The organism is Roseivivax isoporae LMG 25204, from assembly GCF_000521865.1.
Lineage (GTDB): Bacteria > Pseudomonadota > Alphaproteobacteria > Rhodobacterales > Rhodobacteraceae > Roseivivax > Roseivivax isoporae.
Genome location: NZ_JAME01000020.1, coordinates 18,951 through 42,054 on the forward strand (window position 1 = coordinate 18,951; position 23,104 = coordinate 42,054).

The following is a 23,104-nucleotide window of genomic DNA, read 5'->3' on the forward strand; positions in this document are numbered from 1 at the left end:
CGAGCGACACCAGGGAGCATGGGATGCAGGAGCCGGCCATCACGCCAGAACTCGTGGACGCCCACGGGATCAGACCCGAGGAATACCAGCGCATCCTCGAGATCATCGGCCGCGAGCCGACCTTCACCGAGCTCGGCATCTTTTCGGCCATGTGGAACGAGCACTGTTCCTACAAGTCGTCGAAGAAGTGGCTGCGCACGCTGCACACGACCGGCCCGCAGGTGATCTGCGGTCCGGGCGAGAACGCGGGCGTCGTGGACATCGGCGACGGCCAGGCGGTGGTCTTCAAGATGGAGAGCCACAACCACCCCTCCTACATCGAGCCCTACCAGGGCGCGGCGACCGGCGTGGGCGGCATCCTGCGGGACGTCTTCACCATGGGCGCGCGGCCCGTCGCCGCGATGAACGCGCTGAGCTTCGGCCGGCCCGACCATCCCCGCACCCGGCGCCTCGTGCACGGCGTGGTCGAGGGGATCGGCGGCTACGGCAACGCCTTCGGCGTTCCGACCGTGGGCGGCGAGGTGCGCTTCGACGCCGCCTATGACGGCAACTGCCTCGTGAACGCGTTCGCGGCGGGCCTCGCCGATGCGGATGCGATCTTCTACTCGGCGGCCTCGGGCGTCGGCCGCCCGGTGGTCTATCTCGGCGCGAAGACCGGGCGCGACGGCGTCGGCGGCGCAACCATGGCCTCTGCCGAGTTCGACGACACGATCGAGGAGAAGCGCCCGACCGTGCAGGTGGGCGATCCCTTCACCGAGAAGCGCCTGATGGAGGCCTGCCTCGAGCTCATGGCGACCGGCGCGGTCGTGTCGATCCAGGACATGGGCGCGGCCGGCCTCACCTGCTCGGCGGTCGAGATGGGCGACAAGGGCGGCCTCGGCATCCGGCTCGACCTCGACCGCGTTCCGGTGCGCGAGACGAACATGACCGCCTACGAGATGATGCTGTCCGAAAGCCAGGAGCGGATGCTCATGGTCCTCGACCCCGCCCGCGAGGCCGAGGCGCGCGCCGTCTTCGACAAGTGGGACCTCGACTTCGCCATCGTGGGCGAGACGATTCCCGAGGACCGGTTCGTCATCGTGCATGGCGGCGTGGAAAAGGCAAACCTGCCGCTGTCGGCGCTGTCGGGCACCGCCCCCGAATACGACCGCCCTTGGGAGCCGACGCCGCCGCGCGATGAACTCTGGGAGGTGCCGCAGATCGACCCGCTCGACGCGCTGCGCCACCTCCTGCAGAGCCCCAATTACTGCGGCCGCGCCTGGGTGTTCGAGCAATACGACAGCATGGTCATGGCCGACACGGTTCAGGGCCCCGGCTGGGGCGCGGGCGTGATCCGCGTGCACGGGACCGGCAAGAAGCTCGCCTTCACCTCGGACGTGACGCCGCGCTACGTGCGCGCGAACCCCGAACAGGGCGGCCGTCAGGCGGTGGCGGAAGCCTATCGCAACCTCTGCGCGGTGGGCGCGCGGCCGCTCGCCGCCACGGACAACCTGAATTTCGGCAACCCCGAGAAACCCGCGATCATGGGCCAGTTCGTCGGCGCGATCCGGGGCATCGGCGAGGCCTGCAAGGCGCTCGACATGCCGATCGTGTCGGGCAACGTGTCGCTCTACAACGAGACCGACGGCCGGGCGATCCTGCCGACGCCCACCATCGGCGCCGTGGGCCTCATCGCCGCGGACGAGGAGCCGATCCTCGGCCGCGCCCGCGAGGGCCACGTGGCGCTGCTCGTGGGCGAGACGCAGGGTCATCTCGGCTGCTCGGCGCTCCTTGCCGAGGTCTTCCTGCGCGACGAGGGCGACGCGCCGCCGGTCGACCTCGAGGCCGAGCGGCGCAATGGCGAGTTCGTGCGCGCCAACCGCGACCTCATCCGCAGCTGCACCGACCTCTCGGACGGCGGCCTCGCGCTCGCCGCCTTCGAGATGGCGGCGGCCTCGGGCGTGGGCGTGGTGCTCGACGAGGCCGACACCGCCAAGCTCTTCGGCGAGGACCAGGCGCGCTACCTGATCGCCTGCAACTTCGACTGCGCGGAAGAACTCATGACGCGCGCCGGCGCCGCGGGCGTCGTGCTGCGGACGGTCGGACGGTTCACCGGCGATACCGTGCGCATGGGCCGCACCGAGGCGCCGCTGTCGGAACTGACCGACCTGCACGCCGGGCGCTTCGCCGAGCTTTTCGGCTGAGACGGTCAGACATGCGCGCCCGTCAGGGCGCGCGCATCTCCTGCCGGCGCATCGGCATGGCGTCGATCGTGTCGAAGAGCGTCCGCAGGGCCAGCGGCTCCTCCGACCGCAGCTTCACCCCGCCATCCTTGCCGACCAGCACCGCGAGGAACCCCTCGGGCGCGAAGCGCGCCCGCAGTGTACCGTCGGCGTCGGGAGCGGTGTCGCTCAGCACGACGATGTCCCGCTCGGCGAGGCCCGCCCCACCAGAGCGCAGCGCCGCCATCTGCGCGCGGTAGGCCGGATCGTCGGGCGACGGCGCGAACAGCACCACCGGGCGGTGTTGCCAGCGATGGGCGTCGAGCCCGGCGAGGCCGGCCGGCAGGTCGCGGAACGTGTCGGCGGCAAGGGGGACGCCTGCAAGCGTCAGGGCGGTGACCAGCGTGGCGACGCGGCGCATGGGCCTATCCTCCTGCATGTGGTCCGGTTGTCCGGGCCATGGACGCGACCGCGCGCCCCGCGGAAGGTCGCGGGGCGCGCTTTGGTGCGTAAGGCTCCGGCGGGGATCACCGATCGGCCAGAAGCGGCGTGATCCGGCGCACCACCGCGCGGCGGTTCGCACGTTCCGACTCCTCGGTCTCGACCAGCAGGTCCTGCTCGCCGTAACCCTGCACCACCATGTTCTCTGGCGGGACGTCGAAATATTCCGTCAGCGCCAGCGCCACGGATTCCGCCCTGCGGTCCGACAGGGCGAGGTTCATGCTCGCCGCCCCGGTCGCATCGGTGTGACCCTCGATCAGGAACACCTCGTTCGGCTGCTCGTCGATGATGTCGCGCATCGCGTTGCCGAGCGCCGCCAGCGCCTCCGCCTCCTCGGCGCGGATCACCGCGGAGCCGGTCTCGAAGTTGATCGAGGCCACGTTGATCTCGGGCACGAGGTAGCGCACGCGCTCGATGTTGCGCACCTGGTTCAGCGAGAAGCTGCGCCCGATATCCGCGGCTTCGGTCCGCGCCAGCGCGGCACGCAGCTCGTCCTCCTGCGCGGTCGACAGGTCGATCTGCTGGCGCGCCTCGGTCCGGACCTGCGGCAGCGTGTTCACGTCCACCTGCGAGAAGCTGCGCGTGTCGTCGAACAGCACGACCGTCTCGCCCGAGGCGAGCGTCCGGGTCCGGCGCAGCACGCGGCCGTCCGCAGCGCGGATGGTCTCGACCTCGGTGCCATCCTCCCGCACCACGACGTTGCGGGTCGAGCCGTCGTCGTAGCGGTAGGTGGTCACGTCCGCGCCCGGCTGGCGCAGGAGCGCGTCGTCGTTGCGCAGGACGCGGTACTGCCCGTCGCGTTCGACCACGATGCGGTCGCCGGTATCCGAGACGACTTCCTCGTTCGGGCGCAGGATCTGCTGCACCGCGACCGTGCCGAGCGCACCGAGCGCCGCACCGCCGAGGAGCGAACGCAGCCGCTCGGCATTCTCGCCGTCGTCGTCATCGTCGTCGTCGTCCTCAGCACGCGCCGCGGCGTCCTCGCCCTGGCTGACCGTGGTCTCGAACTCCTCGTCCGAGGACCGCGCGGTCTCGTCGGTCACCGTCTCCTCGAGCACTTCCGCGCCCTCGGTACCGCCGGCGGCGGCCGCGGCCGACTGCGCCGCCTCGTCTTCCTGGGCGACGTCCTCGGCGGCCTGCGTTTCGGTGTCGCCTGCCTCGGAATCGGTCCCGGCGGTCTCCGCATCCGCGTCCGCGCCGGTCTCGGCTTCGGCCTCCGCGTCGGCCTGGGCATCGGCTTCGGCCTCCGCATCGGCTGCGGTGTCCGCATCCTCACCCGCGTTGCCGTCCGCGGCATCGGCAGCCTCGCCTTCCTCCTGCTCGCGGAGCGCGTCCTCGAGCTCCTGCGCGTCGGTGCGCTCGTCCTCGGCGGCGTCGTCCGCGGTCGTCGCCGCGTCTTCCGATCCGGACGCCTCCGGGGCCGCGGGGTCGCGGTCGCCGACGAGGCTCGAACCGTCGTCCGGCGCGCTCTCCGTCTCGGCCTCCGTCTGGGCCCCGGTCTCCGCACTGTCGTCGGCGGCTGCCGCGTCCGGCGCGGCGGCCTCGGCCCCGCTGTCCGTGGTCTGGTCGGGCTCCTGCGCCTGCGCGTCAGCCTCGGCTTCGGCGCCGCTGCCCGCCTCTTCGTCCGTGCCGGGTTCGGCCAGAGGCGCGAGCGACGATCCGCCCTCTGCCTCGGTATCCGCCTGTGTCTGGGTCTCAGCCTCCACCTCGGCGCCAGTTCCGGCCTCGGCCTCCGCCTCGGCTTCGGCGTCGGCCTCGGCCGCCGGCGTCTCGGCAGGCGCCTCCTCCGTGGCGGGGGCCCCGTCCTCGGCGGCCTGCGGTGCGACCTCTCCGGTCGCGGTGGCTGCCGCCGCGCCCGCGCCCTCTTCGGTCGGAGGCGCGTCCGCGGCATCCCCGGTCGCCGTCTCGCTGGTCTCGGCCGGCGCCTCGCCCGCCTCGGGAGCCAGCGGCGTGTCGGGGGCGGCCTCCTGCGCCTCCTGCCCTGCCTCCTCCTGCTGGTCCTCGGCCTCTTCCTCGGCCTGCTCCTGCGCCTCCTGCCGCTGCAGCAGGAGCTCCTCCTCGGTCGGCGGCGTCGCCTGGTCCTGCGCGAGCAGCGGCGCGGGCGCCGCGAGGCTCAGGGCCAGGGCGATGGCGGTCGACGTCTTCAGGATGCCCTTGGTCATAGCGTCTCCTTTCGCTTGCTGCACGCTGCAGCATCGCCATGACAACGTTCCGGCAGGCGCGCCGGTTTCCGCGCCCGTGTCCGCCGTTCCGCAGGAAGTCGCCGAAAGTGTTACAGGTTGCGCAGCAGCCGCGCCTTCTCGCCCACGTCGTCGTCGCGCGAGATCGCCTCGGCCAGCTCCTCGAGCGAGCGGATCGAGTGGCCGGCGCGGAAGCTGTCCACGTGCGGCAGCATCGCCCGGATGCCCGTCGCCTTGGGCGCGAAGCCGTCCCAGCGCAGGAGCGGGTTCAGCCAGATCAGCCGGCGCGCGGAGAGGTGCAGCCGCTCCATCTCGTGCGCGAGCGCCCCCGCGTCGTCCCGGTCGAGCCCGTCGGTGATCAGGAGCACGACCGCGCCCTGCCCCATGACGCGGCGCGACCAGTCGCGGTTGAAGGCGTGCAGGCACGCGCCGATCCGCGTGCCGCCCTCCCAGTCCTGCGCCTCGGCGCCCGCCGCCTTGAGCGCCTGGTCGACGTCGCGCTTGGCGAGGTGGCGGGTGATGTTCGTGAGGCGCGTGCCGAAGGTGAAGGCGTACACCCTGGCCCAGCCCGCCCCCTTGTGGTTCGAGACCGCATGCAGGAAATGCAGCACCATGCGCGAATACTGCGACATCGACCCCGAGATGTCGCAGAGCACCACGAGGTTCGGCCAGCGCGGCCGGGGCGCGCGCCGCGCGAGCATGTGCACCTCGCCGCCCTGCCGCATGGCGGCGCGCATGGTGCGCCGCCAGTCCGGCCGTCGGCCGGTCCGCGACGGCATGGCGCGACGCGAGGCGATGGGTTTGACCGGCAGCGTCAGGCGCGCCAGCATGCGCTTGGCCTCGGCGATCTCGGCGGTCGACATCTGCTCGAAGTCGAGGCTGCGCAGCTTCTCCTCGCGCGACATGGTCTGGCTGGCGTCGATCTCGATCGGCAGTTCCTCGTCGTCCCCCGCGCCCTCGGGCGGCTCGGGCATGTCGGGCATGTGGCCGTCGAGGAGCGCCTCGGCCGCGCGCTTCTCGCCCGCGTCGGCGGCGCGGTCCTCCTGCACGCCGCGCACCGCGGGCAGCATCATCGCCATCATGTGCTCGAGATAGCGCGGATCGCGCCAGTAGAGGCGGAAGACCTGGTGGAACACCGCGCGGTGCTCGGGCCGCGAGACGAAGCAGGCGGAGAGCGTCCAGTAGAAGTCGGTGCGGCTGGTGAAGCCCGCCGCCTCGACCGCGCGGATCGCGTCGATCACGCGGCCCGTGCCGACCGGCAGCCCCGCCTTGCGCAGGGCGCGCGCGAAATGCGTGATGTTGTGCGCGAGCCGCGGCGTCTCGGGGAGCGTCAGGGGGGCGTATTCAGGCATGGCACCGTTCCGTGGGGGCGCTGCCCCCACACCCCCGGGATATTTCGGCCAAGAAGAAGACGGGGGACGGGGACAGGCGCCGCGCGGGGGTCATCAGGCGAGCTGCGCGCGCGCCTCGTCGAGGATGCGTCGCGCCTCCGAGCCGTGCAGTTTCTGGATGTCGTCCTGGTATTTCAGGATCGCGCCGAGGGTGTCCGAGATCACCTCGGGCGAGAGGTCGATGACGTCGAGGGCAAGCAGGCACTTGGCCCAGTCGATCGTCTCGGCGACGCCCGGCTTCTTGAAGATGTCCTCGGTCCGGAGCCGCTGCACGAAGGCCACGACCTCGCGCGAGAGCGTCTCGGAGGCCTCGGGCGCGCGGGCGGCCAGGATCTGCGTCTCGCGCTCGAAGGTCGGGTAGTCGACCCAGTGGTAGAGGCAGCGCCGCTTGAGCGCGTCGTGCACCTCGCGCGTGCGGTTCGAGGTCAGCACGACGATGGGCGGCTCGGGCGCGTGGATGGTGCCGAGCTCGGGGATCGTCACCTGGAAGTCCGAGAGCGCCTCGAGCAGGAAGGCCTCGAACGGCTCGTCGGTGCGGTCGATCTCGTCGATGAGGAGGACCGGCGCGCCGCCCGGCTGCGGGCGCATGGCCTCGAGGAGCGGGCGCTCGACCAGGAACTCCTCGGAGAAGAGCTCGGTCCGGAGCGCGGCGCGGTCGGCGCCGCCCGCGGCCTCGGCGGTGCGGATCGCCACCATCTGCGCCGGGAAGTTCCACTCGTAGACCGCCGAGGAGGCGTCGAGCCCCTCGTAGCATTGCAGGCGGATGAGCCGCCGGCCGAGCGCCTGCGCGAGCGCCTTGGCGATCTCGGTCTTGCCGGTGCCGGCCTCGCCCTCGAGGAAGAGCGGGCGGCCGAGCTTCAGCGCCAGGAAGACCACGGTGGCGAGCGCGCGGCCGCAGACATAGCCGGTGTCGCCGAGCAGCGTCTGCACGTGGTCGATGGAGGTGGCCTCGGTCATGGATCGCTCCCCTTGCAATCCCCCGTTGCTCGCCGCTTGGCCGCGCCGGGTCAATAGCCCGTTGGTCGCAAGCCGCCGCACGCGCGAATTGACTGGACGCGGGCCCGGTGCGATTGTCGCGCCGGTCCGGCCGGTGCCGGGCCGCCCGGCGGAGTCCGGGCCGAGTGCGGGAACGGTGGGCCGGAGCATGGCCCGGGGCAGGCGAAGGCAGCAGGATCATGGCCGGACGCCACATCGCGGAGCGGCGCCCATGCGCGTGACCGCCATCACCTGCGTGAAGAACGAGGGCCCCTTCCTGCTGGAATGGATCGCCTGGAACCGCCTGATCGGCGTGACGGACTTTCTGGTCTACTCGAACGACTGCACCGACGGCACCGACGCGCTGCTCGACGCGCTGGCGGCCGCGGGCATCGTCGCCCATCTGCCGAACCCCGCGCGCGGGCGCCGCTACCAGATGGAGGCGCTGAAGGCCGCGAAGACGCATCCCGCCGTCACCGGCGCCGACTGGGCGTGGATCGCCGACGTGGACGAGTTCCTGAACATCCGCGCGGGCGACGGCACCATCGCCGCGCTCGTCGCCGCCTGCGGCGACCCGCAGGCGATCTCGGTCAGCTTCCAGTTCTTCGCCAACGGCGGGGTCGAGACCTTCGAGGATCGCCCGGTGGTGGCGCAGTTCGACCGCAGCCACAATCCCGACATCTGGGGCACGGACACCGCGATCGAGGTCAAGACGCTGGTGCGCCGCGACTTCCCCCTCGGCTATTACGGCGCGCACCGGCCGTTCCACGACCCCGAGCTGCCGCCGGAGCGCCAGCCGGCCTGGACCGACGGGTCGGGCCGGCCCGTGCCGCGCGCCTTCCGGCTGCAGACCGCGCGCCGGCGGCTGCGTGCCTTCCCCGCCCGCGGCGCCCGCCTGCACGCGACGCTCAACCATTACGCGCTGCGCTCGCTCGAGAGCTACCTGGTCAAGACCGACCGCGGCGACGTGAACCGCGCGCACCGGGCCTTCGACGCGACCTACTGGCAGGCGCGCAACGATCCCGCCCACGAGGACCGGAGCATCCAGGACCGCCTGCCCGCGCTCGCGGCGGAGATCGCCGCGCTGAAGGCGCTGCCGGGCGTGGGTGCGCGGCACGCGGACGCGGTCGCCGCCCACCGGGCGCGGATCGCGGCGCTGATGGCCGATCCGGAGTACCGCGACCTCGCGCGGGCGCTGCGCGCGGCGCCGCGGATCTGCGCGCGGGAGGCGGAGCTCTGCGCGCGGCTCGGGGTGGCATGACGCGGGCCGTCGTCGTCAATCTCGGCCTGCCCAAGACCGGCACCACGACGCTCGCCCGGGCGCTGCGGCGCGCGGGCTACCGCACCGCCGACTGGAAGATAAGGCCGCGCCAGACCCCCCGGACCGAGCTGCACGACGCTTTCGTGGCGCGCATCCTCTACGAGGACTACTTCGCCTCGGGCGACCCGCTGGCGCGGCTCGGCGGGTTCTCGGCCATCACCGAGATGAGCGCGATGGTGCCGCCCGACCACGTGCTCTGGCCGCAGACCGACTGGGGGCTCATCGACGCGATCCGCCGCCATCACCCGCAGGCGCGGTTCCTGCTGTCGCACCGGGCGGCGGCGCTGACGGCGGACAGCATGGTGCGCTGGCGCAACCTCGGCTCGCAGCGGCTGCCGAAACATGGCGTGCCGGGCCTGCCGGCGGGGTTCGGGCATGCGCGCGGCGAGCTCGCGCGGTGGATCGACGCGCATGCGGCCTTCGTGCGGCGGGTGTTCGCGGGCGATCCGGCGCTGCTCGAGTTCGACGTGGGCGATCCGGGCGCGCCGGCGGCGATCGGCGCGCATCTGGGCTGCAGCCTGCCGTGGTGGGGCCATGCCAACCGCACCGCGCCGGGTGCAGGCGACGGAACGGGGGCCGGCGCGGCATGCACGTCCACCTGCTGATCGGGCCGTCCGAGCGGGCGGCGGCGCGGCTGCGCGCGGTGCTCTCGGACCAGGCGGGCGCGCTCGGGCGGGCGGGCATCGTCGCGCCCGACTGGAATCCGGTCCGGCTCTACCTCGCCTGTTCGGACCCGGACCGCGCCGGCGTCGTGCGGTTCGCGCGCGGCTACCGAACCCGCGGCGCGCAGGCGCGGCTTCTCGCGGAACTCGAGGCGCAGATCGACGCGCTCGGCGCCACGGGCGCAGGCACGCTCGTGATCGCGAGCGGCCATCTCGGGCGGCTGATGCCCGGGGCGGAGGAGCTTGCGCGGCTCCGCACCCTTCTCGGGCGGGTCGCCACGGGGTTCAGCGTCACGGCGCATGTGGAGGCGCAGGCGCGCCACCTCGCCCGCACCTATCCCGAACGCGTGGCCGAGGGGCGCATCGCGCCCCTGTCGCGGGAGATCGCGCTCGCGCGTTCGGGCGCGCCCTGGTGGCAGGCGGCGCTGGCGGCGGCGCCGCAGGGGCGACCCTATCTGGGCCTCTTCCCGACGCTCGAGGCGCCGCCGCACTGGCTCGACTACGCGGCGCTGCTCGCCGCCTGGGAAGGCACGTTCGGCGCGGGATCGGTGACGCTGCGGCCGCTCGAGCGCGACCGGCTGGCGGGCCCCGAGGCGGCACGCGTGCTGGCCGAGGCGCTGGGGCTCTCGGTGCGGCTCGGCGTCATGCCCGGGGCGCCGGTCCGCGCGGTGCCGAACGGGCCGACCACGGCGCGGCTGCGGGCGTTCAACGCGCTGCTCCTGAGATACGCGGCGCAGGCCGGGATCCACGTGCCGCGCGAGCTGCGCCGCCGGTTCGCGGGCGAGATGGCCACCGCGGGCGCGCCGCTCGACCCGGGCGCGCTGTCGGCGGTGTCGGAGCGGTTCCGCGACGACAATGCCCGCCTCGCCGCCCGTTTCCCGGGTCTCGGGCCCGCGCTCGAGCCGCCGCCGCCGGCGCCGGACTGGACCGAACCCGATCCGGCCTTCGGTTTTCGCGCGACACAATACCTCGCGGCCTTCCTGCCGGCCCTCGAGACGCACGGGGTCCCGGTCGCCCGGCTGAAGGAGACCGACCGCGCCGAGGATGCCGCCCTTGCCGCACTGGCCGCGCCCGGTGCGGACGCGCTCCTGTCGCCCGGAGCGCGCGCGATCCTGCCGCCGCTCGCACGGATGAACGTGGCGCGGCTGCAGCGCTCGGCCTACGCGCCGCACGACCGGCTGGGCACGGTGGACGAGACGGCGGCCGCCCCCGCCTACCCGGTTGCGCCGCCGCGCGTCCTGCCCGAGGGCAGCACCGGGCGGGTGATCGTCGCCTGCATGAAGAACGAGGCGCCCTACATCCTCGAATGGGTGGCCTATCACCGGGCGATCGGCGTCGACGGGTTCCTGATCTACACGAACGGCTGCGAGGACGGCACCGCCGAGATCCTCGACCGGCTCGACGCGATGGGGATCGTGCACCACCGCCCGAACGACGACTGGACAGGAAAGTCGCCGCAGCAGCACGCGCTGAACCGCGCCCCCAAGGAGGACGTGGTGCGGCGCGCCGACTGGCTCATCCACATCGACGTGGACGAGTTCATCAACGTGCGCTGCGGCGACGGCACCCTCGACGCGCTGCTCGACCGCGTGCCGGGCGCCACCAACATCGCGATGACCTGGCGGCTCTTCGGGCACAACGGGATCACGCGTCTCGACGACCGGTTCGTGATCGAGCAGTTCGACACCTGCGCGCCGAAATACTGCCCGAAGCCCCACACTGTCTGGGGCTACAAGACCATGTTCCGCAACATCGGCGCCTACGCGAAGCTGTCCTGCCACCGGCCGAACAAGCTGGCGCCGGGCGCCGAGGAGCGGGTGCGCTGGGTCAACGGGTCGGGCGCCGACATGACCGGCGAGGCGATCCGTCGCGGCTGGCGATCCTCGCGCGCGTCGATCGGCTACGACCTCGTGCAGCTCAACCACTACGCGCTGCGCTCGGCCGAGAGCTTTCTCGTCAAGCGGCAGCGCGGGCGCGCGCTGCACGTGGACCGCACGATCGGGCTGAACTACTGGATCCGCATGGACTGGTCGGACGTGCGCGACATCACCATCCAGCGCAACCTGCCGCGGCTGCGGGCCGAACACGACCGCCTGCTGGCGGACGACGCGCTGCGCCATCTGCACGATGCGGGGCTCGACTGGCACCGCGCCAAGGCGCGCACCCTGCAGGCCACGCCCGAATTCGCCGATCTCTACCGGCAGGCCGTCGAAATCCGGCTGACCGGGACCGAGCGCGTGGCCTACGCGCTCGCCCTCGACACGGAGAGCTGAGCCCATGACCGCCGATCCCTTCCTGCGCTCGCGCGGGCTGAAGATCCCCAAGGACGGCACCATCGTGCGCGGCCGCATCCGCGGCGCGCTGAAGTCCGGCGGCTACGAGGGCAAGGAGGCCGAAGCGGTCCTGAAGGTCGTGACCGGGGGCGACCGCGTGCTCGAGCTCGGCGCGGGCATCGGCTACATGTCGACGCTGATCGCCAGCAAGCGGCCGGTCGACCGGGTGGTGAGCTACGAGGCGAACCCCGCGCTCATCCCCTTCATCCACGCGATGCACGCGGCCAACGACGTCACCAACGTGACGGTGCACAACGCGCTCCTGTCGGACGGGCCGGGCGACCCGGTGCCCTTCTACGTGCGGCAGAGCTTCCTGTCCTCCTCGATGGACCGCGAGAGCGATCCCGACGGCATCGTGGCGACCGAGATGGTGGCGCGTCACGACATCCACGCGGTGCTGGCGGAGCTGCGCCCGCAGGTGCTCGTCTGCGACATCGAGGGGGCAGAGGCGCGGCTCCTGCCCGCGGCGGACCTGTCCTGCCTGCGCGCGGCGGTGATCGAGCTGCACCCGCAATGGATCGGTCAGGCCGGCGTGCAGGCGGTCTTCGACGCGTTCCACCGCGGCGGGCTCACCTATTTCCCGCGCTGGTCGGACGCCAAGGTCGTCTGCTTCCGCAAGGGCTGGTAGGCAGATGCGGATCCTCGCGATCCTCTGCGTGCGCAACGAGGGGGCATTCCTCCTCGACTGGCTCGCGCACCATCTCGCGGTCGGGGTGACGCATATCCTGGCCTATTCCAACGATTGCGAGGACGGCACCGACGCGATGCTCGACGCGCTCGCCCGGACGGGACCCCTCACGCATCACCGCAACGAGGGACCGCACGGGCCGAAGGGCATCCAGTTCACCGCGCTGAACCACGCGGCCTCAACGCCCGAGGCGGCAGCGGCGGACTGGATCCTGCCGCTCGACATCGACGAGTTCGTGAACGTGCATGTGGGCGCCCGCACCCTGCCCGACCTCATCGCCGCGGTGCCCGAGGCGACGGCGATCACGCTGACCTGGCGGCTCTTCGGCAGCGGCGGGCTGCGCCGGTTCGAGGACGTGCCGGTGCCCGAACGGTTCGTGCGGGCCGCGCCAGACGTCGTGTTCTGGCCCTGGCGCGCGGCGATGTTCAAGACGCTCTACCGCAACGACGGGACCTACGGACGGCCCGGCGTGCACCGCCCCCGCGCGCCCGACGCCGCCCGCATCGCCGGCGCGCGCTGGGTCGACGGCAACGGCCGCCCCCTGCCCCCGGGCTTTGCGACCGCGCGCATCTACTCGGATTTCGGCAAGCCGAATTTCGGGCTGGTCCAGCTCAACCACTACCCGCTCGGCTGCGCCGAGAGCTACGTGCTGAAGGCCGCGCGCGGCCGCGCGGTGCACGGCGCCGACCGGCTGGGGCTCGACTACTGGGCCGAGCGGAACTTCGACGCGGCCGAGGATCGCAGCATCCTCGGCGTGGCAGACCGCGTGCGGACGATCCGCGCGTCGCTCGCGGCCGATCCGGCCCTCGCGCGCCTGCACGAGGACGCCGTCGCCTGGCGGCGCGCGCGCTTCGACGCGCTGATGCTGGACGAGTCGTACCGTGCCCTCTACGGTCGGCTGCTGATGACGCCGCCTGCCCGGCCGCTCGGGGCCGCGGAGGCGCGCGAGCTGCTGGCCTGGGGACGTGCGGCGCGGGAGGCGGACGGGTAATTTCCACACCCGCGGCCCAATTCTGCCCGAAAGCGCGGACAGTTTCCTCGCCAAACGCGCCGACGGAGAACCAGGCGCCAGGAGGACGAGCGCGATGAGCGACGCACAGGACCAGGCCGGGGAAGACCTCCTCGAACTCGACTACCCCGCGTGGCGCGCGCGCATGGCGGCGATCGGCGCCGAACAGGGATTTCACGAGTCGCTGGGCGAGGCGCACCACGCCCATTTCGTCGAAACCGAGGGCGCGACGCTGCTGGTGAGCTTCGAGAGCTTTCCGGCCATCCGCGCGCTCAGCGACAGCGGCCTGCCGCTCGGGGCCGAGGTCGCCGAGGCTCAGGGCTGGTCGCACCTCGCCGTGGTCAGCGCGCGCGACACCTGGTTCCGGGCTCCCGAGATCTACGCCTTTTTCGACCAGCTGAACGACGACGCGTTCTTCGACGAGTTCGACACGATCCTGTTCTACGGCGCGGGCCCCTGCGGTTACGCGGCCTGCGCCTATTCGGTGGCGGCGCCCGGCGCGCGGGTGCTGGCGCTCCAGCCGCAGGCGACGCTCGACCCGCGGGCGACGGAATGGGACGACCGGTTCGTCGCCATGCGGCGGACGTCCTTCACCGACCGCTACGGCTACGCCCCCGACATGATCGACGCCGCGGATCGCGCCTACATCGCCTACGACCCGCGCGAGCCGCTCGACGCCATGCATGCGGCGCTCTTCGCGCGGCGCAACGTGCTGCGGCTGCGGATGCCGTCCATGGGGGCGGCGCTGCAGGCGGACGTGATCGGGCTCGACATCTTCCGTCCGCTCCTCGAGGCGGCCATGCACGGCACGCTCGACACCGCGGCGTTCGGCCGGCTCCTGCGCGGCCGGCGCGGTTACGGGCCGTACCTGCGGCGGCTTCTGGCGCGGCTCGACGCGGACGAGCGCCCCGACCTCGCGGTACTGCTCTGCCGGAACGTCACCAACCGCATGCGCGCGCCGCGCTTCCGCAAGCGGCTCCTCGCGCTCGAGGCGGCGGGCCACGGACGGCCCCGGGCCCGCGCGCCGGAACCGGCGGAGGACGACGCCGACGCGATGCCCGGCACGGCGGTCGCCGGCCGCTGAGGCAAGGCACTGGTGCGCGTCCCCGTGCTCTGCTAACCGCTCGGCCCATGACCGAGCGCCTGACCCTCCGCCGCCCCGACGACTGGCACCTGCACCTGCGCGACGGCGCGATGCTCGCGGCCGTCCTGCCCGAAAGCGCCCGCCATTTCGGCCGGGCCATCATCATGCCGAACCTCGTGCCGCCCGTCGTGACCGCCGCGGATGCGCGTGGCTACCGCGACCGGATCCGCGCGCACCTCCCCGAAGGGTCGGGCTTCACGCCGCTGATGACGCTCTACCTGACCGAGGACACTGACCCCGACGACGTGGCCGCGGCCGCTGCGGACGGGCTCGTCTCGGCGGTCAAGCTCTATCCCGCGGGCGCCACCACGAACTCGGCCTCGGGCGTGCGCGACTTCGACCGGGTGCGCCCGGTGCTCGAGCGGATGGCCGAGATCGGGCTGCCGCTCTGCGTGCACGGCGAGGTCACCGACCCGGCGGTCGACATCTTCGACCGCGAGGCTGTGTTCATCGACCGCGTGCTCGATCCCGTGCGCCGCGCGACCGCCGGCCTGCGCGTGGTCATGGAACACGTGACCACCGCCGACGGCGTGGCCTACGTCCGGGACGGCGGTGCCGACATCGGCGCGACGATCACCACCCATCACCTCGTCATCAACCGCAACCACCTGCTGGTGGGCGGCATCCGACCGCACTATTACTGCCTGCCCGTCGCCAAGCGCGAGAGCCACCGGCTCGCGCTGCTCGAGGCGGCGACGGCCGGCGCGGGGCGCTTCTTTCTCGGGACGGACAGCGCGCCCCATCCCGACACCGCGAAGGAAAGCGCCTGCGGCTGTGCCGGCTGCTTCACCGCGACGAACACGCTGTCGGTCCTCGCCGAGGTCTTCGAGCGCGCGGACGCGCTCGACCGGCTCGAGGCCTTCGCGTCGCTGAACGGGCCCGCGTTCTACGGCCTGCCGCCCAACGAGGACCGCATCACGCTCGAACGCGGCGCGCCGGTGGATTACCCGCGCAGCATCTCCGCCGGGGACGAGACGGTGACCGTGTTCGACCCGGGCTTTCCCCTTCACTGGCGCGTCGCCGCCTGACCCATCCGAGGGCCTGCCGATGATTCCCACGACCTTTCCGCATGCCGACGAGATCGCCCGCCTGACCGCGCGGGCCCTGCTCGAGGTCGGCGCCGTGCACTTCAACGCCGAGACGCCGTTCACGCTCGCCTCGGGCCTGCCCTCGCCCACCTACGTGGATTGCCGGCGGCTCATCTCCTTTCCGCGCATCCGCGCGACGCTCATGGACTTCCTGACCGTGACGGTGATGCGCGACGCGGGCTTCGAGGCGTTCGACAACGTCGCGGGCGGCGAGACCGCCGGCATCCCCTTCGCCGCGCTCGTGGCGGAACGGCTGGCGCTGCCCATGACCTATGTGCGCAAGAAGCCCAAGGGCTACGGCCGCAACGCCCGGATCGAGGGCGCCATGACCGAGGGCCAGCGGGTGTTGCTGGTCGAGGACCTGACCACCGATGGCGGGTCGAAGCTGTCCTTCGTCGACGCGATCCGCGAGACCGGCGCGACCTGCGCGCACACCGCGGTCATCTTCTATTACGGCATCTATCCCGAGACGGTCGACCGGCTGGGCGCGCACGGCGTGAGGCTGCACCATCTCTGCACCTGGTGGGATGTCCTGGCCGAGGCGCGGCGCGCCGAAAGCTTCGGCGCGGCGACGCTCGACGAGGTCGAGACCTTCCTGCGCGACCCGCGCACGTGGCAGGCGGCGCGCGCCCCCTCCTGACGGGGATAAGTACATCTCATGGGCGTATTGCCGCCACGTCACCTTCGTGTTAGCGTATACAAGATGAAGGAACGCCATACCGGGTGACCGCTAGATGGTGTAGCCATCTCGGTCACATTCCGCCGACGCGGAAATCCACAGAGATATACATTTTGCCGTTAACGATGTCTTTGCAATATGCCGTCCTTCCAACGGGCAGACGGAAGAATCGGGGGACGAGGTGAACCAGGTTTCGGTGTTCAATCCGACGGGCGCGGATGTGGCTGAGCCCGAGACGATGCCGCACTCGGTCGAGGCGGAACAGCAGCTGCTGGGCGCCATCCTGACCAACAACGACATCTACGACCGCATCGCCTCGATCATCACGTCCAAGCATTTCTACGATCCCGTGCATGCGCGCATCTACGAGGTCGCGGCGGCGCGCATCGCGCGCAACCAGCTGGCCTCGCCGGTCACGCTCAAGGCGTTCCTGCAGGACGACGAGGGCCTGAAGGAGCTCGGCGGCGCGGCCTACCTCGCCCGCCTCGCCGGCGCGGCGGTGTCGTCCTTCGCGGTGCGCGACTACGCGCAGATGATCTACGACCTCGCGGTGCGGCGGGAACTCATCTCGCTCGGGCGGGACATCTCGGCCAAGGCGGCCAAGATCGACGTGGCGCACGAGCCGCGGGAACAGATCGTCGAGGCCGAGCAGGCGCTCTACCGCATGGCCGAGCAGGGCCAGGGCGAACAGGGGTTCGTGTCGTTCCTGCGCGCGGTGACCGACGCGGTGAATGTCGCCAATGCCGCCTACCAGCGCGAGGGTCAGCTGTCGGGCATCTCGACGGGCCTCGTCGATCTCGACAAGAAGCTCGGCGGCCTGCACCCTTCGGACCTCCTCATCCTCGCGGGCCGGCCTTCCATGGGCAAGACGTCGCTCGCCACCAACATCGCCTTCAACGTCGCCAAGGCCTATCGCCGCGGCACCAAGCCCGACGGGACCGAGGGCGCGGTCGAAGGCGGCGTCGTGGGCTTCTACTCGCTCGAGATGAGCGCCGAGCAGCTGGCCGCGCGGATCCTGTCCGAGGCGGCCGAGGTGCCGTCCGAACAGATCCGCCGCGGCGACATGACCGAGGAGGAGTTCCGCCGCTTCGTCGAGGCCGCGAAGAGCCTCGAGGCCTGCCCGCTCTACATCGACGACACGCCGGCGCTGCCCATCGCGCAGCTTGCGGCGCGTGCGCGGCGGCTCAAGCGGACCCACGGGCTCGACGTGCTGATGGTCGACTACCTGCAGCTCGTGCGCGGCACCGGGCGCGGCGACAACCGGGTGAACGAGATCGCCGAGATCTCCATGGGCCTCAAGGCCATCGCGAAGGAACTCAACATTCCGGTGATCGCGCTGTCGCAGCTGTCGCGCCAGGTGGAAAGCCGCGACGACAAGCGGCCGCAGCTGTCGGACCTCCGGGAATCGGGCTCGATCGAGCAGGACGCCGACGTGGTGATGTTCGTGTTCCGCGAGGAATACTACAAGGAACGGGAAAAGCCCGGCGACCACGACCTCGAGAAGATGGCCCAGTGGCAGGAGGAGATGGAGCGCCTGCACGGCAAGGCCGAGGTCATCATCGGCAAGCAGCGCCACGGCCCCATCGGCACGGTGGAACTGTCGTTCGAGGGCCGCTTCACCCGCTTCGGCAACCTCGTGAAGCCCTGGCAGAACGGCGGCACGGACGCGTTCTGAGCCGGCCGGCCGCGGCGCCCGTCCGTGAGGCGGGATCCCCCGACTTATCCACAGGCTGCCGGGTTCCGCCAAGACCAGGCTTGAAATCCGCCAACACGTTGACCAAGTGCCCGATTCGCCGCGCCGACCGCCGGCCTTTCCCTGCCGTTGCGGCACCCGCGCCGGCCGGCATCCGCGGTTTCCTGCACAGGCGCGTTTTCGGCTTGACCCGGGCGGTGAAGATGCCACACCAGCGGCCATGGCAACCGCTCTGCTGACCGTCGATCTCGACGCCCTCGCGCTGAACTGGACCAACCTCGACCGCGCCGGAGGCGGGGCCGAGACCGGTGCCGTGGTCAAGGCCGACGCCTATGGCCTCGGTGTCGCGCAGGTGGCACCCGCGCTGGCGCGGGCCGGCGCGCGGCGCTTCTTCGTGGCGCTGGCCGAGGAGGGTATCGCGCTGCGCGACGCCCTCGGACAGGGCCCCGAGATTTTCGTCTTCAACGGGCACATGCCGGGCGACGCCGCGACGATCCGGGATGCCGGGCTCGTGCCGCTCGTCAACTCCATCGACCAGATGGTGATGCATGTGGAGGCGCTGCCCGGCCACCCCTTCGGCATCCAGCTCGATTCCGGCATGAACCGGCTCGGGATGGAGCCCGCGGAATGGGCGGCGCTCCGCGAGATCGCGCTGGCGCAGAACCCGCGGCTCGTGATGAGCCACCTCGCCTGCGCCGACGAGCCCGACCACCCGATGAACCGCGTGCAGCTCGACGCCTTCCGCGAGATGACGGACGGCATCGAGGCGCCGCGGTCGCTGTCGGCGACGGGCGGCATCCTCCTGGGCGCGGCCTACCATTTCGACGTGACGCGGCCGGGCGTGGGCCTTTACGGCGGGCTGCCCTTCGTCGACGCGCAGCCGGTGGCGCATGTGGACCTGCCGGTGATCCAGGTCCGCGACGTCGCGCCGGGCGAGACCGTGGGCTACGGCAACACGTGGACGGCCGGGCGGCCCACCCGCGTCGCCACCGTCGCCGGCGGCTACGCGGACGGCATCCACCGCATCATGGGACCGCACGCCTACCTCTATGCCGGCGAGACCCGCTGCCCGATCGTCGGGCGCATCTCGATGGACCTGATCGGCGTCGACGTGACCGACGCGCCCGAGGTGCCGGCGACGCTCGAGTTCCTCGGCCGGCACCAGTCGGTGGACACGGTCGCAGACGCCGCGGGCACCATCGGCTACGAGGTGCTGACCGCGCTCGGGCCCCGCTACGCGCGGCGCTATACCGGCGGATGACGGGCGCGCCCCAACCGGTGCGCGGGTGAGCTCGCTCCTCGATCCCGCGCCGGCCGTCCTGGCCTTTCTCTTCGTGAAGCGGTTCGTCTTCGTCGAGGCGGTGACGCTCGTCGCGCTCGCCCGCGTCCTGTTCGGGCGCGGACCGGCCCGGCTGGCGGCGGCGCTGTCGGTGCTCCTCGGCGGCGCGGCGACGCTCGCGGTCTTCGCCCCAGCGCTCGGCTTCGCCGGGGGCGCGTGGTTCGGACCGGTGGCGCGGGCATTGAACCTCTGGAACGGCATGGCGGTCCCGCTCGTCGTCTCTGCGCCGCTCGTCATCTCCGCGGTCCTGCCCGGCACGGAACGCAGCCGCGCCGTCGACGCGGCGCATTTCGTGCTGCTCGCGGGGCTCCTCGTGCTCTGGGCGGCGACGTGGGTCGCCTGACGGCGCGGCGGCTCCGGGTCACGCTCGCGCTCGTCCTCCTCGTGCTCTACCCGGTCGCCTGGATGGCGCCGCTCCTGCGCGCGGGATTGCTGCCGCTTTTCGGAATGTCGGAAATCAGCGTGCTGAGCGGCCTCGAGTCGCTCTGGGCAACCGATCCCTTTCTTGCGCTGATTGTCCTGATATTCGCAATTGTCGCTCCATACGTGAAACTCGCCCTGCTCCTCGCCGCGGAAGTGCGCAGGCAGGGTCCGTTTCTCGCGGCGGCAACCGTCTGGATCGGCCGCATCGCCATGGCCGACATCTTTCTCGTCGCACTCTATGTCGCCGTCGCCAAAGGCATCGGCGTGGGCCGGGTCGAGACCGGCTGGGGCCTTTATCTGTTCACGTTCTGCGTGCTGTCGGCGCTGGCGCTCGGCGTCGCCCACCCGACCCGGCGCCCCTGACCGGCCGTTTCCAGCGCGACAACAAAGACACGCGACTCGCGCGAATGTGGTTGCACCGGGAATTCAATGGCTTCTCGCAAGAAACTTATCGCGAATCCGCGCGTTCGGCATAAAATCGCCGCATAGGCTGCGCGACGGAAAGACGAGGGGCCGATTATGAACCAGACATTTCGATCCGGCTATTTGATTGTTCAATATCTCATGCAACGGCTGGCGGTCCTGCTCATCGGGGCGCTGGCGCTGGTCCTTCTGGCCTATACCGCCGCCTGCCTCGCCGGACGCGCGGACTGGCTGTCGATGCCGCTCAGCTTCGGCGACGCGGTGATCGAGGACGCGGGCCCGGCCATCCAGGCGATGATGACGGCGCTGGCCGTGGGCCTCTGCTTCTTCCTGCCCACCAATGCCCGCGTCATGGCGCTCGAGACCTCGCACCGGCGCTTCCACATCGGCATGCAGGACGTGGCGCATGCCTACCAGGTCGCCCACCGCGCCGACCGCGAGGGCGTGTTCCGGCTGCGCCACGAGTTCGATTCCATCCGCGAGCGCATGGTGTTCCTGCGCGAGCATCCCGACCTCTCCGATCTCGAGCCCTCGGTGCTCGAGGTGGCGGCACAGATGAGCCACCTGTCGCGCGAGCTGGCCGCGGTCTATTCGGACCGCAACGTGGCGCGTGCCCGCGACTTCCTCGTCCAGCGCCAGCAGGAGGTCGAGGACTTCAACCTCCGGCTCGACCACGCCAAGGCGGTGGCGACGGAGATGCGGCGCTGGCTGGACCGGGTCGAGATGGACGAGGCGGTGGCCGAGGCGCAGCTCGCCCGGCTGTGCGACGAGCTGACCGAGATCCTGCCCGAGCTGCACGACGACGCCGATCCGGGCGCCATCGTGGCCGACATGCCGGACGCCGCCGCGCCGGCGGCGCGGGCCGAGGACGACGGGGACGACTGGATCCCGCCCGCGGCCCACCGGATCGACCCGCACCAGGACGACCCGCGCATCGTGCGCCTCCTCAACCAGCGCGCCGCCGAGTAACGCGCCGCCGGGACGTGGCGTGCGCCCTTGCGGCGCCCCGTCCCGGCGGCCTACATGCCCGCCATGGCGCGCGTTCAATCCTCCTTCGTCTGCTCCTCCTGCGGCAACGTCACCTCGAAGTGGTCGGGCCGGTGCGAGGCCTGCGGCGCGTGGAACACCATCCACGAGGAGGCGCCGGCCACCTCGGGCCCACCGTCGAAATCGGTGACCCGCGCCAAGGGCCGCAACGTGCCGCTGACCGACCTCGCGGCCGCCGAGCCGCCCCCGCCCCGCACGGCGAGCGGCCTCGACGAACTCGACCGGGTGCTGGGCGGCGGGCTGGTCCCCGGCAGCGCGGTGCTGGTCGGCGGCGACCCGGGCATCGGCAAGTCCACGCTGCTCCTGCAGGGGGCCGCGGCGTTCGGTCTCGCGGGCCTCTCGGTCGTCTATGTCAGCGGCGAGGAGGCGTCGGCGCAGGTGCGGCTCCGGGCGGAACGGCTTGGGCTCGGGACGGCGCCCGTGCGGCTCGCCGCAGAGACGAACCTGCGCGACATCCTCACGACCCTCGACGGCGAACGGCCGGATCTCGTGGTGGTCGATTCGATCCAGACCATGTGGGCCGACAATGTCGAGAGCGCGCCGGGCAGCGTCGCGCAGGTGCGCGCGGCGGCGCACGAGCTCACGAGCTTCGCCAAGCGGCGCGGCGCCTCCGTCATCATGGTGGGCCACGTCACCAAGGACGGCCAGCTGGCCGGTCCCCGCGTGGTCGAGCACATGGTCGACACGGTGCTCTACTTCGAGGGCGAGCGCGGCCACCAGTTCCGCATCCTGCGCAGCGTCAAGAACCGCTTCGGTCCCGCCGACGAGATCGGGGTCTTCGAGATGACGGGCGGCGGGCTCGCCGAGGTGGCGAACCCCTCGGCGCTGTTCCTGTCCGAACGCGGCACGCCCGCGCCGGGCTCGGTGGTCTTTGCCGGGATCGAGGGCACGCGGCCGGTCCTCTGCGAGCTGCAGGCGCTGGTGGCGCCGACGCCGCAGGCGCAACCCCGCCGATCGGTGGTCGGTTGGGACGGCGGGCGTCTCGCCATGATCCTCGCCGTGCTCGAGGCGCGCTGCGGCATCCCCTTTGCCGGGCTCGACGTCTACCTGAACGTGGCGGGCGGCATGAAGATATCGGAACCGGCGGCGGATCTGGCCGTCGCCGCGGCGCTCCTGTCCGCGCGCGAGGACGTGGCGCTGCCGCCCGAAACCGTGGTCTTCGGCGAAATCAGTCTCTCCGGCGCGCTGCGCCCGGTGACCCAGACCGAAAACAGGTTGAAAGAGGCGCGGAAACTTGGTTTCACCGCGGCGATCGCGCCCCGTGGCGGCAAGGCCGGGGACGCATCGGGGCTGTCCCTCACCCAGATGGGCGATCTGACGGCCTTCGTCGGTGATGTATTCGGCGCGGGCTGACGCGCATCGGGCAGGTCCCCCGCAAGACGCGCGGGACAGGACAAGGAAGAGGCAGGCCGATCATGGAAGGTTTCACCGTCATCGACGCCGTCGTGGGCGTCGTCATCGTTCTGTCGGCATTGCTGGCATATTCACGCGGACTGGTGCGCGAGGCGCTCGCCATCGCCGGCTGGGTCGCCGCGGCGATCCTCGCCTTCATGTTCGCGCCGCAGGTGCAGCCGCTCGTGCGCGAGGTGCCCGTGATCGGCGAGTTCCTGTCGGACAGCTGCGAGCTGTCGATCATCGCGGCCTTCGCGGCGGTCTTCGCGCTGGCGCTGATCGTGGTCTCGCTGTTCACCCCGGTCTTCGCGAGCGTGGTGCAGCGCTCGGCGCTCGGCGGGCTCGACCAGGGGCTCGGCTTCCTCTTCGGCGTGGCGCGCGGCATCCTGCTCGTGGCGATCGCGTTCTTCGTCTACGAGACGGTGATCACCGCGCAGGACATCCCGATGGTCAACGACAGCCGTTCGGCAGCGGTCTTCTCGCGCTTCACCGACCGGATCGAGGAACAGAACCCCGACGCGGCGCTCGGCTGGATCACGACGCAGTACGAGGAACTCGTGGGCGTCTGCGAGGCACCGGGCACGAACGACGCCTGATCCGCGCGACGCAGACGGA

Annotated in this window: 20 protein-coding genes; 16 read left to right on the top strand and 4 right to left on the bottom strand. The window is 71.7% G+C overall.

What is annotated here, in order from left to right; translation table 11 throughout:
* Positions 1-23: 23 nt before the first annotated feature.
* Positions 24-2,183, top strand: coding sequence for a phosphoribosylformylglycinamidine synthase subunit PurL (purL, locus tag RISW2_RS13445; protein WP_043772085.1), 2,160 nt, complete (start codon positions 24-26; stop codon positions 2,181-2,183).
* A 22-nt stretch (positions 2,184-2,205) separates the two neighbouring features.
* Here the strand turns inward: purL and RISW2_RS13450 are convergent, their stop codons facing one another.
* The 4 genes from RISW2_RS13450 to RISW2_RS13465 form a co-directional block, all read right to left on the bottom strand.
* On the bottom strand, positions 2,206-2,622 hold the full coding sequence (locus RISW2_RS13450; RefSeq protein ID WP_043772087.1) for a DUF4174 domain-containing protein: 417 nt from the start codon (positions 2,620-2,622) through the stop codon (positions 2,206-2,208).
* A gap of 106 nt (positions 2,623-2,728) precedes the next feature.
* Entirely contained in the window at positions 2,729-4,864 is a 2,136-nt protein-coding gene (locus RISW2_RS13455) for an OmpA family protein (protein WP_043772089.1), read from the bottom strand.
* Positions 4,865-4,974: 110 nt separating this feature from the next.
* Positions 4,975-6,234 (bottom strand): vWA domain-containing protein, encoded by a 1,260-nt coding sequence (locus tag RISW2_RS13460; RefSeq protein WP_043772091.1) that lies wholly within the window; start codon positions 6,232-6,234, stop codon positions 4,975-4,977.
* A 93-nt stretch (positions 6,235-6,327) separates the two neighbouring features.
* On the bottom strand, positions 6,328-7,230 hold the full coding sequence (locus RISW2_RS13465; RefSeq protein ID WP_043772092.1) for an AAA family ATPase: 903 nt from the start codon (positions 7,228-7,230) through the stop codon (positions 6,328-6,330).
* 250 nt (positions 7,231-7,480) lie between these two features.
* Here RISW2_RS13465 and RISW2_RS13470 point away from each other — a divergent pair, with 250 nt between their 5' ends.
* From RISW2_RS13470 to RISW2_RS13540, 15 genes are all read left to right on the top strand, one after another.
* On the top strand, positions 7,481-8,509 hold the full coding sequence (locus tag RISW2_RS13470; protein WP_043772094.1) for a glycosyltransferase family 2 protein: 1,029 nt from the start codon (positions 7,481-7,483) through the stop codon (positions 8,507-8,509).
* Positions 8,506-9,174 (top strand): sulfotransferase, encoded by a 669-nt coding sequence (locus RISW2_RS13475; RefSeq protein WP_043772096.1) that lies wholly within the window; start codon positions 8,506-8,508, stop codon positions 9,172-9,174. The genes RISW2_RS13470 and RISW2_RS13475 overlap by 4 nt, the downstream gene beginning before the upstream one ends.
* A complete protein-coding gene (locus tag RISW2_RS13480) occupies positions 9,156-11,504 on the top strand; it encodes a glycosyltransferase family 2 protein (RefSeq protein ID WP_043772097.1) in 2,349 nt (782 codons plus the stop codon). Before RISW2_RS13475 ends, RISW2_RS13480 begins: the two co-directional genes overlap by 19 nt.
* A 4-nt stretch (positions 11,505-11,508) precedes the next feature.
* A complete protein-coding gene (locus tag RISW2_RS13485) occupies positions 11,509-12,192 on the top strand; it encodes an FkbM family methyltransferase (RefSeq protein ID WP_043772099.1) in 684 nt (227 codons plus the stop codon).
* A 4-nt stretch (positions 12,193-12,196) separates the two neighbouring features.
* Positions 12,197-13,243 carry a glycosyltransferase family 2 protein gene (locus RISW2_RS13490; protein WP_043772100.1) on the top strand — a complete coding sequence of 349 codons (1,047 nt, stop codon included), beginning with the start codon at positions 12,197-12,199 and terminating at the stop codon, positions 13,241-13,243.
* A gap of 94 nt (positions 13,244-13,337) precedes the next feature.
* Positions 13,338-14,345: a hypothetical protein gene (locus tag RISW2_RS13495; protein ID WP_051492034.1), complete on the top strand. Its 1,008-nt coding sequence runs from the start codon at positions 13,338-13,340 to the stop codon at positions 14,343-14,345.
* A 47-nt stretch (positions 14,346-14,392) separates the two neighbouring features.
* Positions 14,393-15,433, top strand: a complete 1,041-nt coding sequence (gene pyrC / locus RISW2_RS13500) for a dihydroorotase (RefSeq protein ID WP_043772102.1) — start codon at positions 14,393-14,395, stop codon at positions 15,431-15,433.
* Between the two features lie 19 nt (positions 15,434-15,452).
* Positions 15,453-16,133, top strand: coding sequence for an orotate phosphoribosyltransferase (locus tag RISW2_RS13505; protein ID WP_043772104.1), 681 nt, complete (start codon positions 15,453-15,455; stop codon positions 16,131-16,133).
* Positions 16,134-16,353: 220 nt separating this feature from the next.
* Positions 16,354-17,847 carry a replicative DNA helicase gene (locus tag RISW2_RS13510; protein ID WP_043772106.1) on the top strand — a complete coding sequence of 498 codons (1,494 nt, stop codon included), beginning with the start codon at positions 16,354-16,356 and terminating at the stop codon, positions 17,845-17,847.
* A gap of 238 nt (positions 17,848-18,085) precedes the next feature.
* The gene (gene alr / locus RISW2_RS13515; RefSeq protein ID WP_043772108.1) at positions 18,086-19,126 is read left to right on the top strand and encodes an alanine racemase; all 1,041 of its coding nucleotides are present in this window, start codon (positions 18,086-18,088) and stop codon (positions 19,124-19,126) included.
* Between the two features lie 25 nt (positions 19,127-19,151).
* Complete coding sequence (locus RISW2_RS23995) at positions 19,152-19,547, top strand: hypothetical protein (RefSeq protein WP_043772110.1); 396 nt, start codon at positions 19,152-19,154, stop codon at positions 19,545-19,547.
* Between the two features lie 62 nt (positions 19,548-19,609).
* Positions 19,610-19,990, top strand: coding sequence for a paraquat-inducible protein A (locus RISW2_RS13525; protein ID WP_156943856.1), 381 nt, complete (start codon positions 19,610-19,612; stop codon positions 19,988-19,990).
* A 201-nt stretch (positions 19,991-20,191) separates the two neighbouring features.
* Positions 20,192-21,019, top strand: coding sequence for a DNA repair protein (locus tag RISW2_RS13530; RefSeq protein ID WP_244437565.1), 828 nt, complete (start codon positions 20,192-20,194; stop codon positions 21,017-21,019).
* A 63-nt stretch (positions 21,020-21,082) separates the two neighbouring features.
* Complete coding sequence (gene radA / locus RISW2_RS13535; protein WP_043772202.1) at positions 21,083-22,450, top strand: DNA repair protein RadA; 1,368 nt, start codon at positions 21,083-21,085, stop codon at positions 22,448-22,450.
* A 62-nt stretch (positions 22,451-22,512) separates the two neighbouring features.
* Positions 22,513-23,085 carry a CvpA family protein gene (locus RISW2_RS13540; protein WP_043772114.1) on the top strand — a complete coding sequence of 191 codons (573 nt, stop codon included), beginning with the start codon at positions 22,513-22,515 and terminating at the stop codon, positions 23,083-23,085.
* The last annotated feature ends 19 nt before the right edge of the window (positions 23,086-23,104 follow it).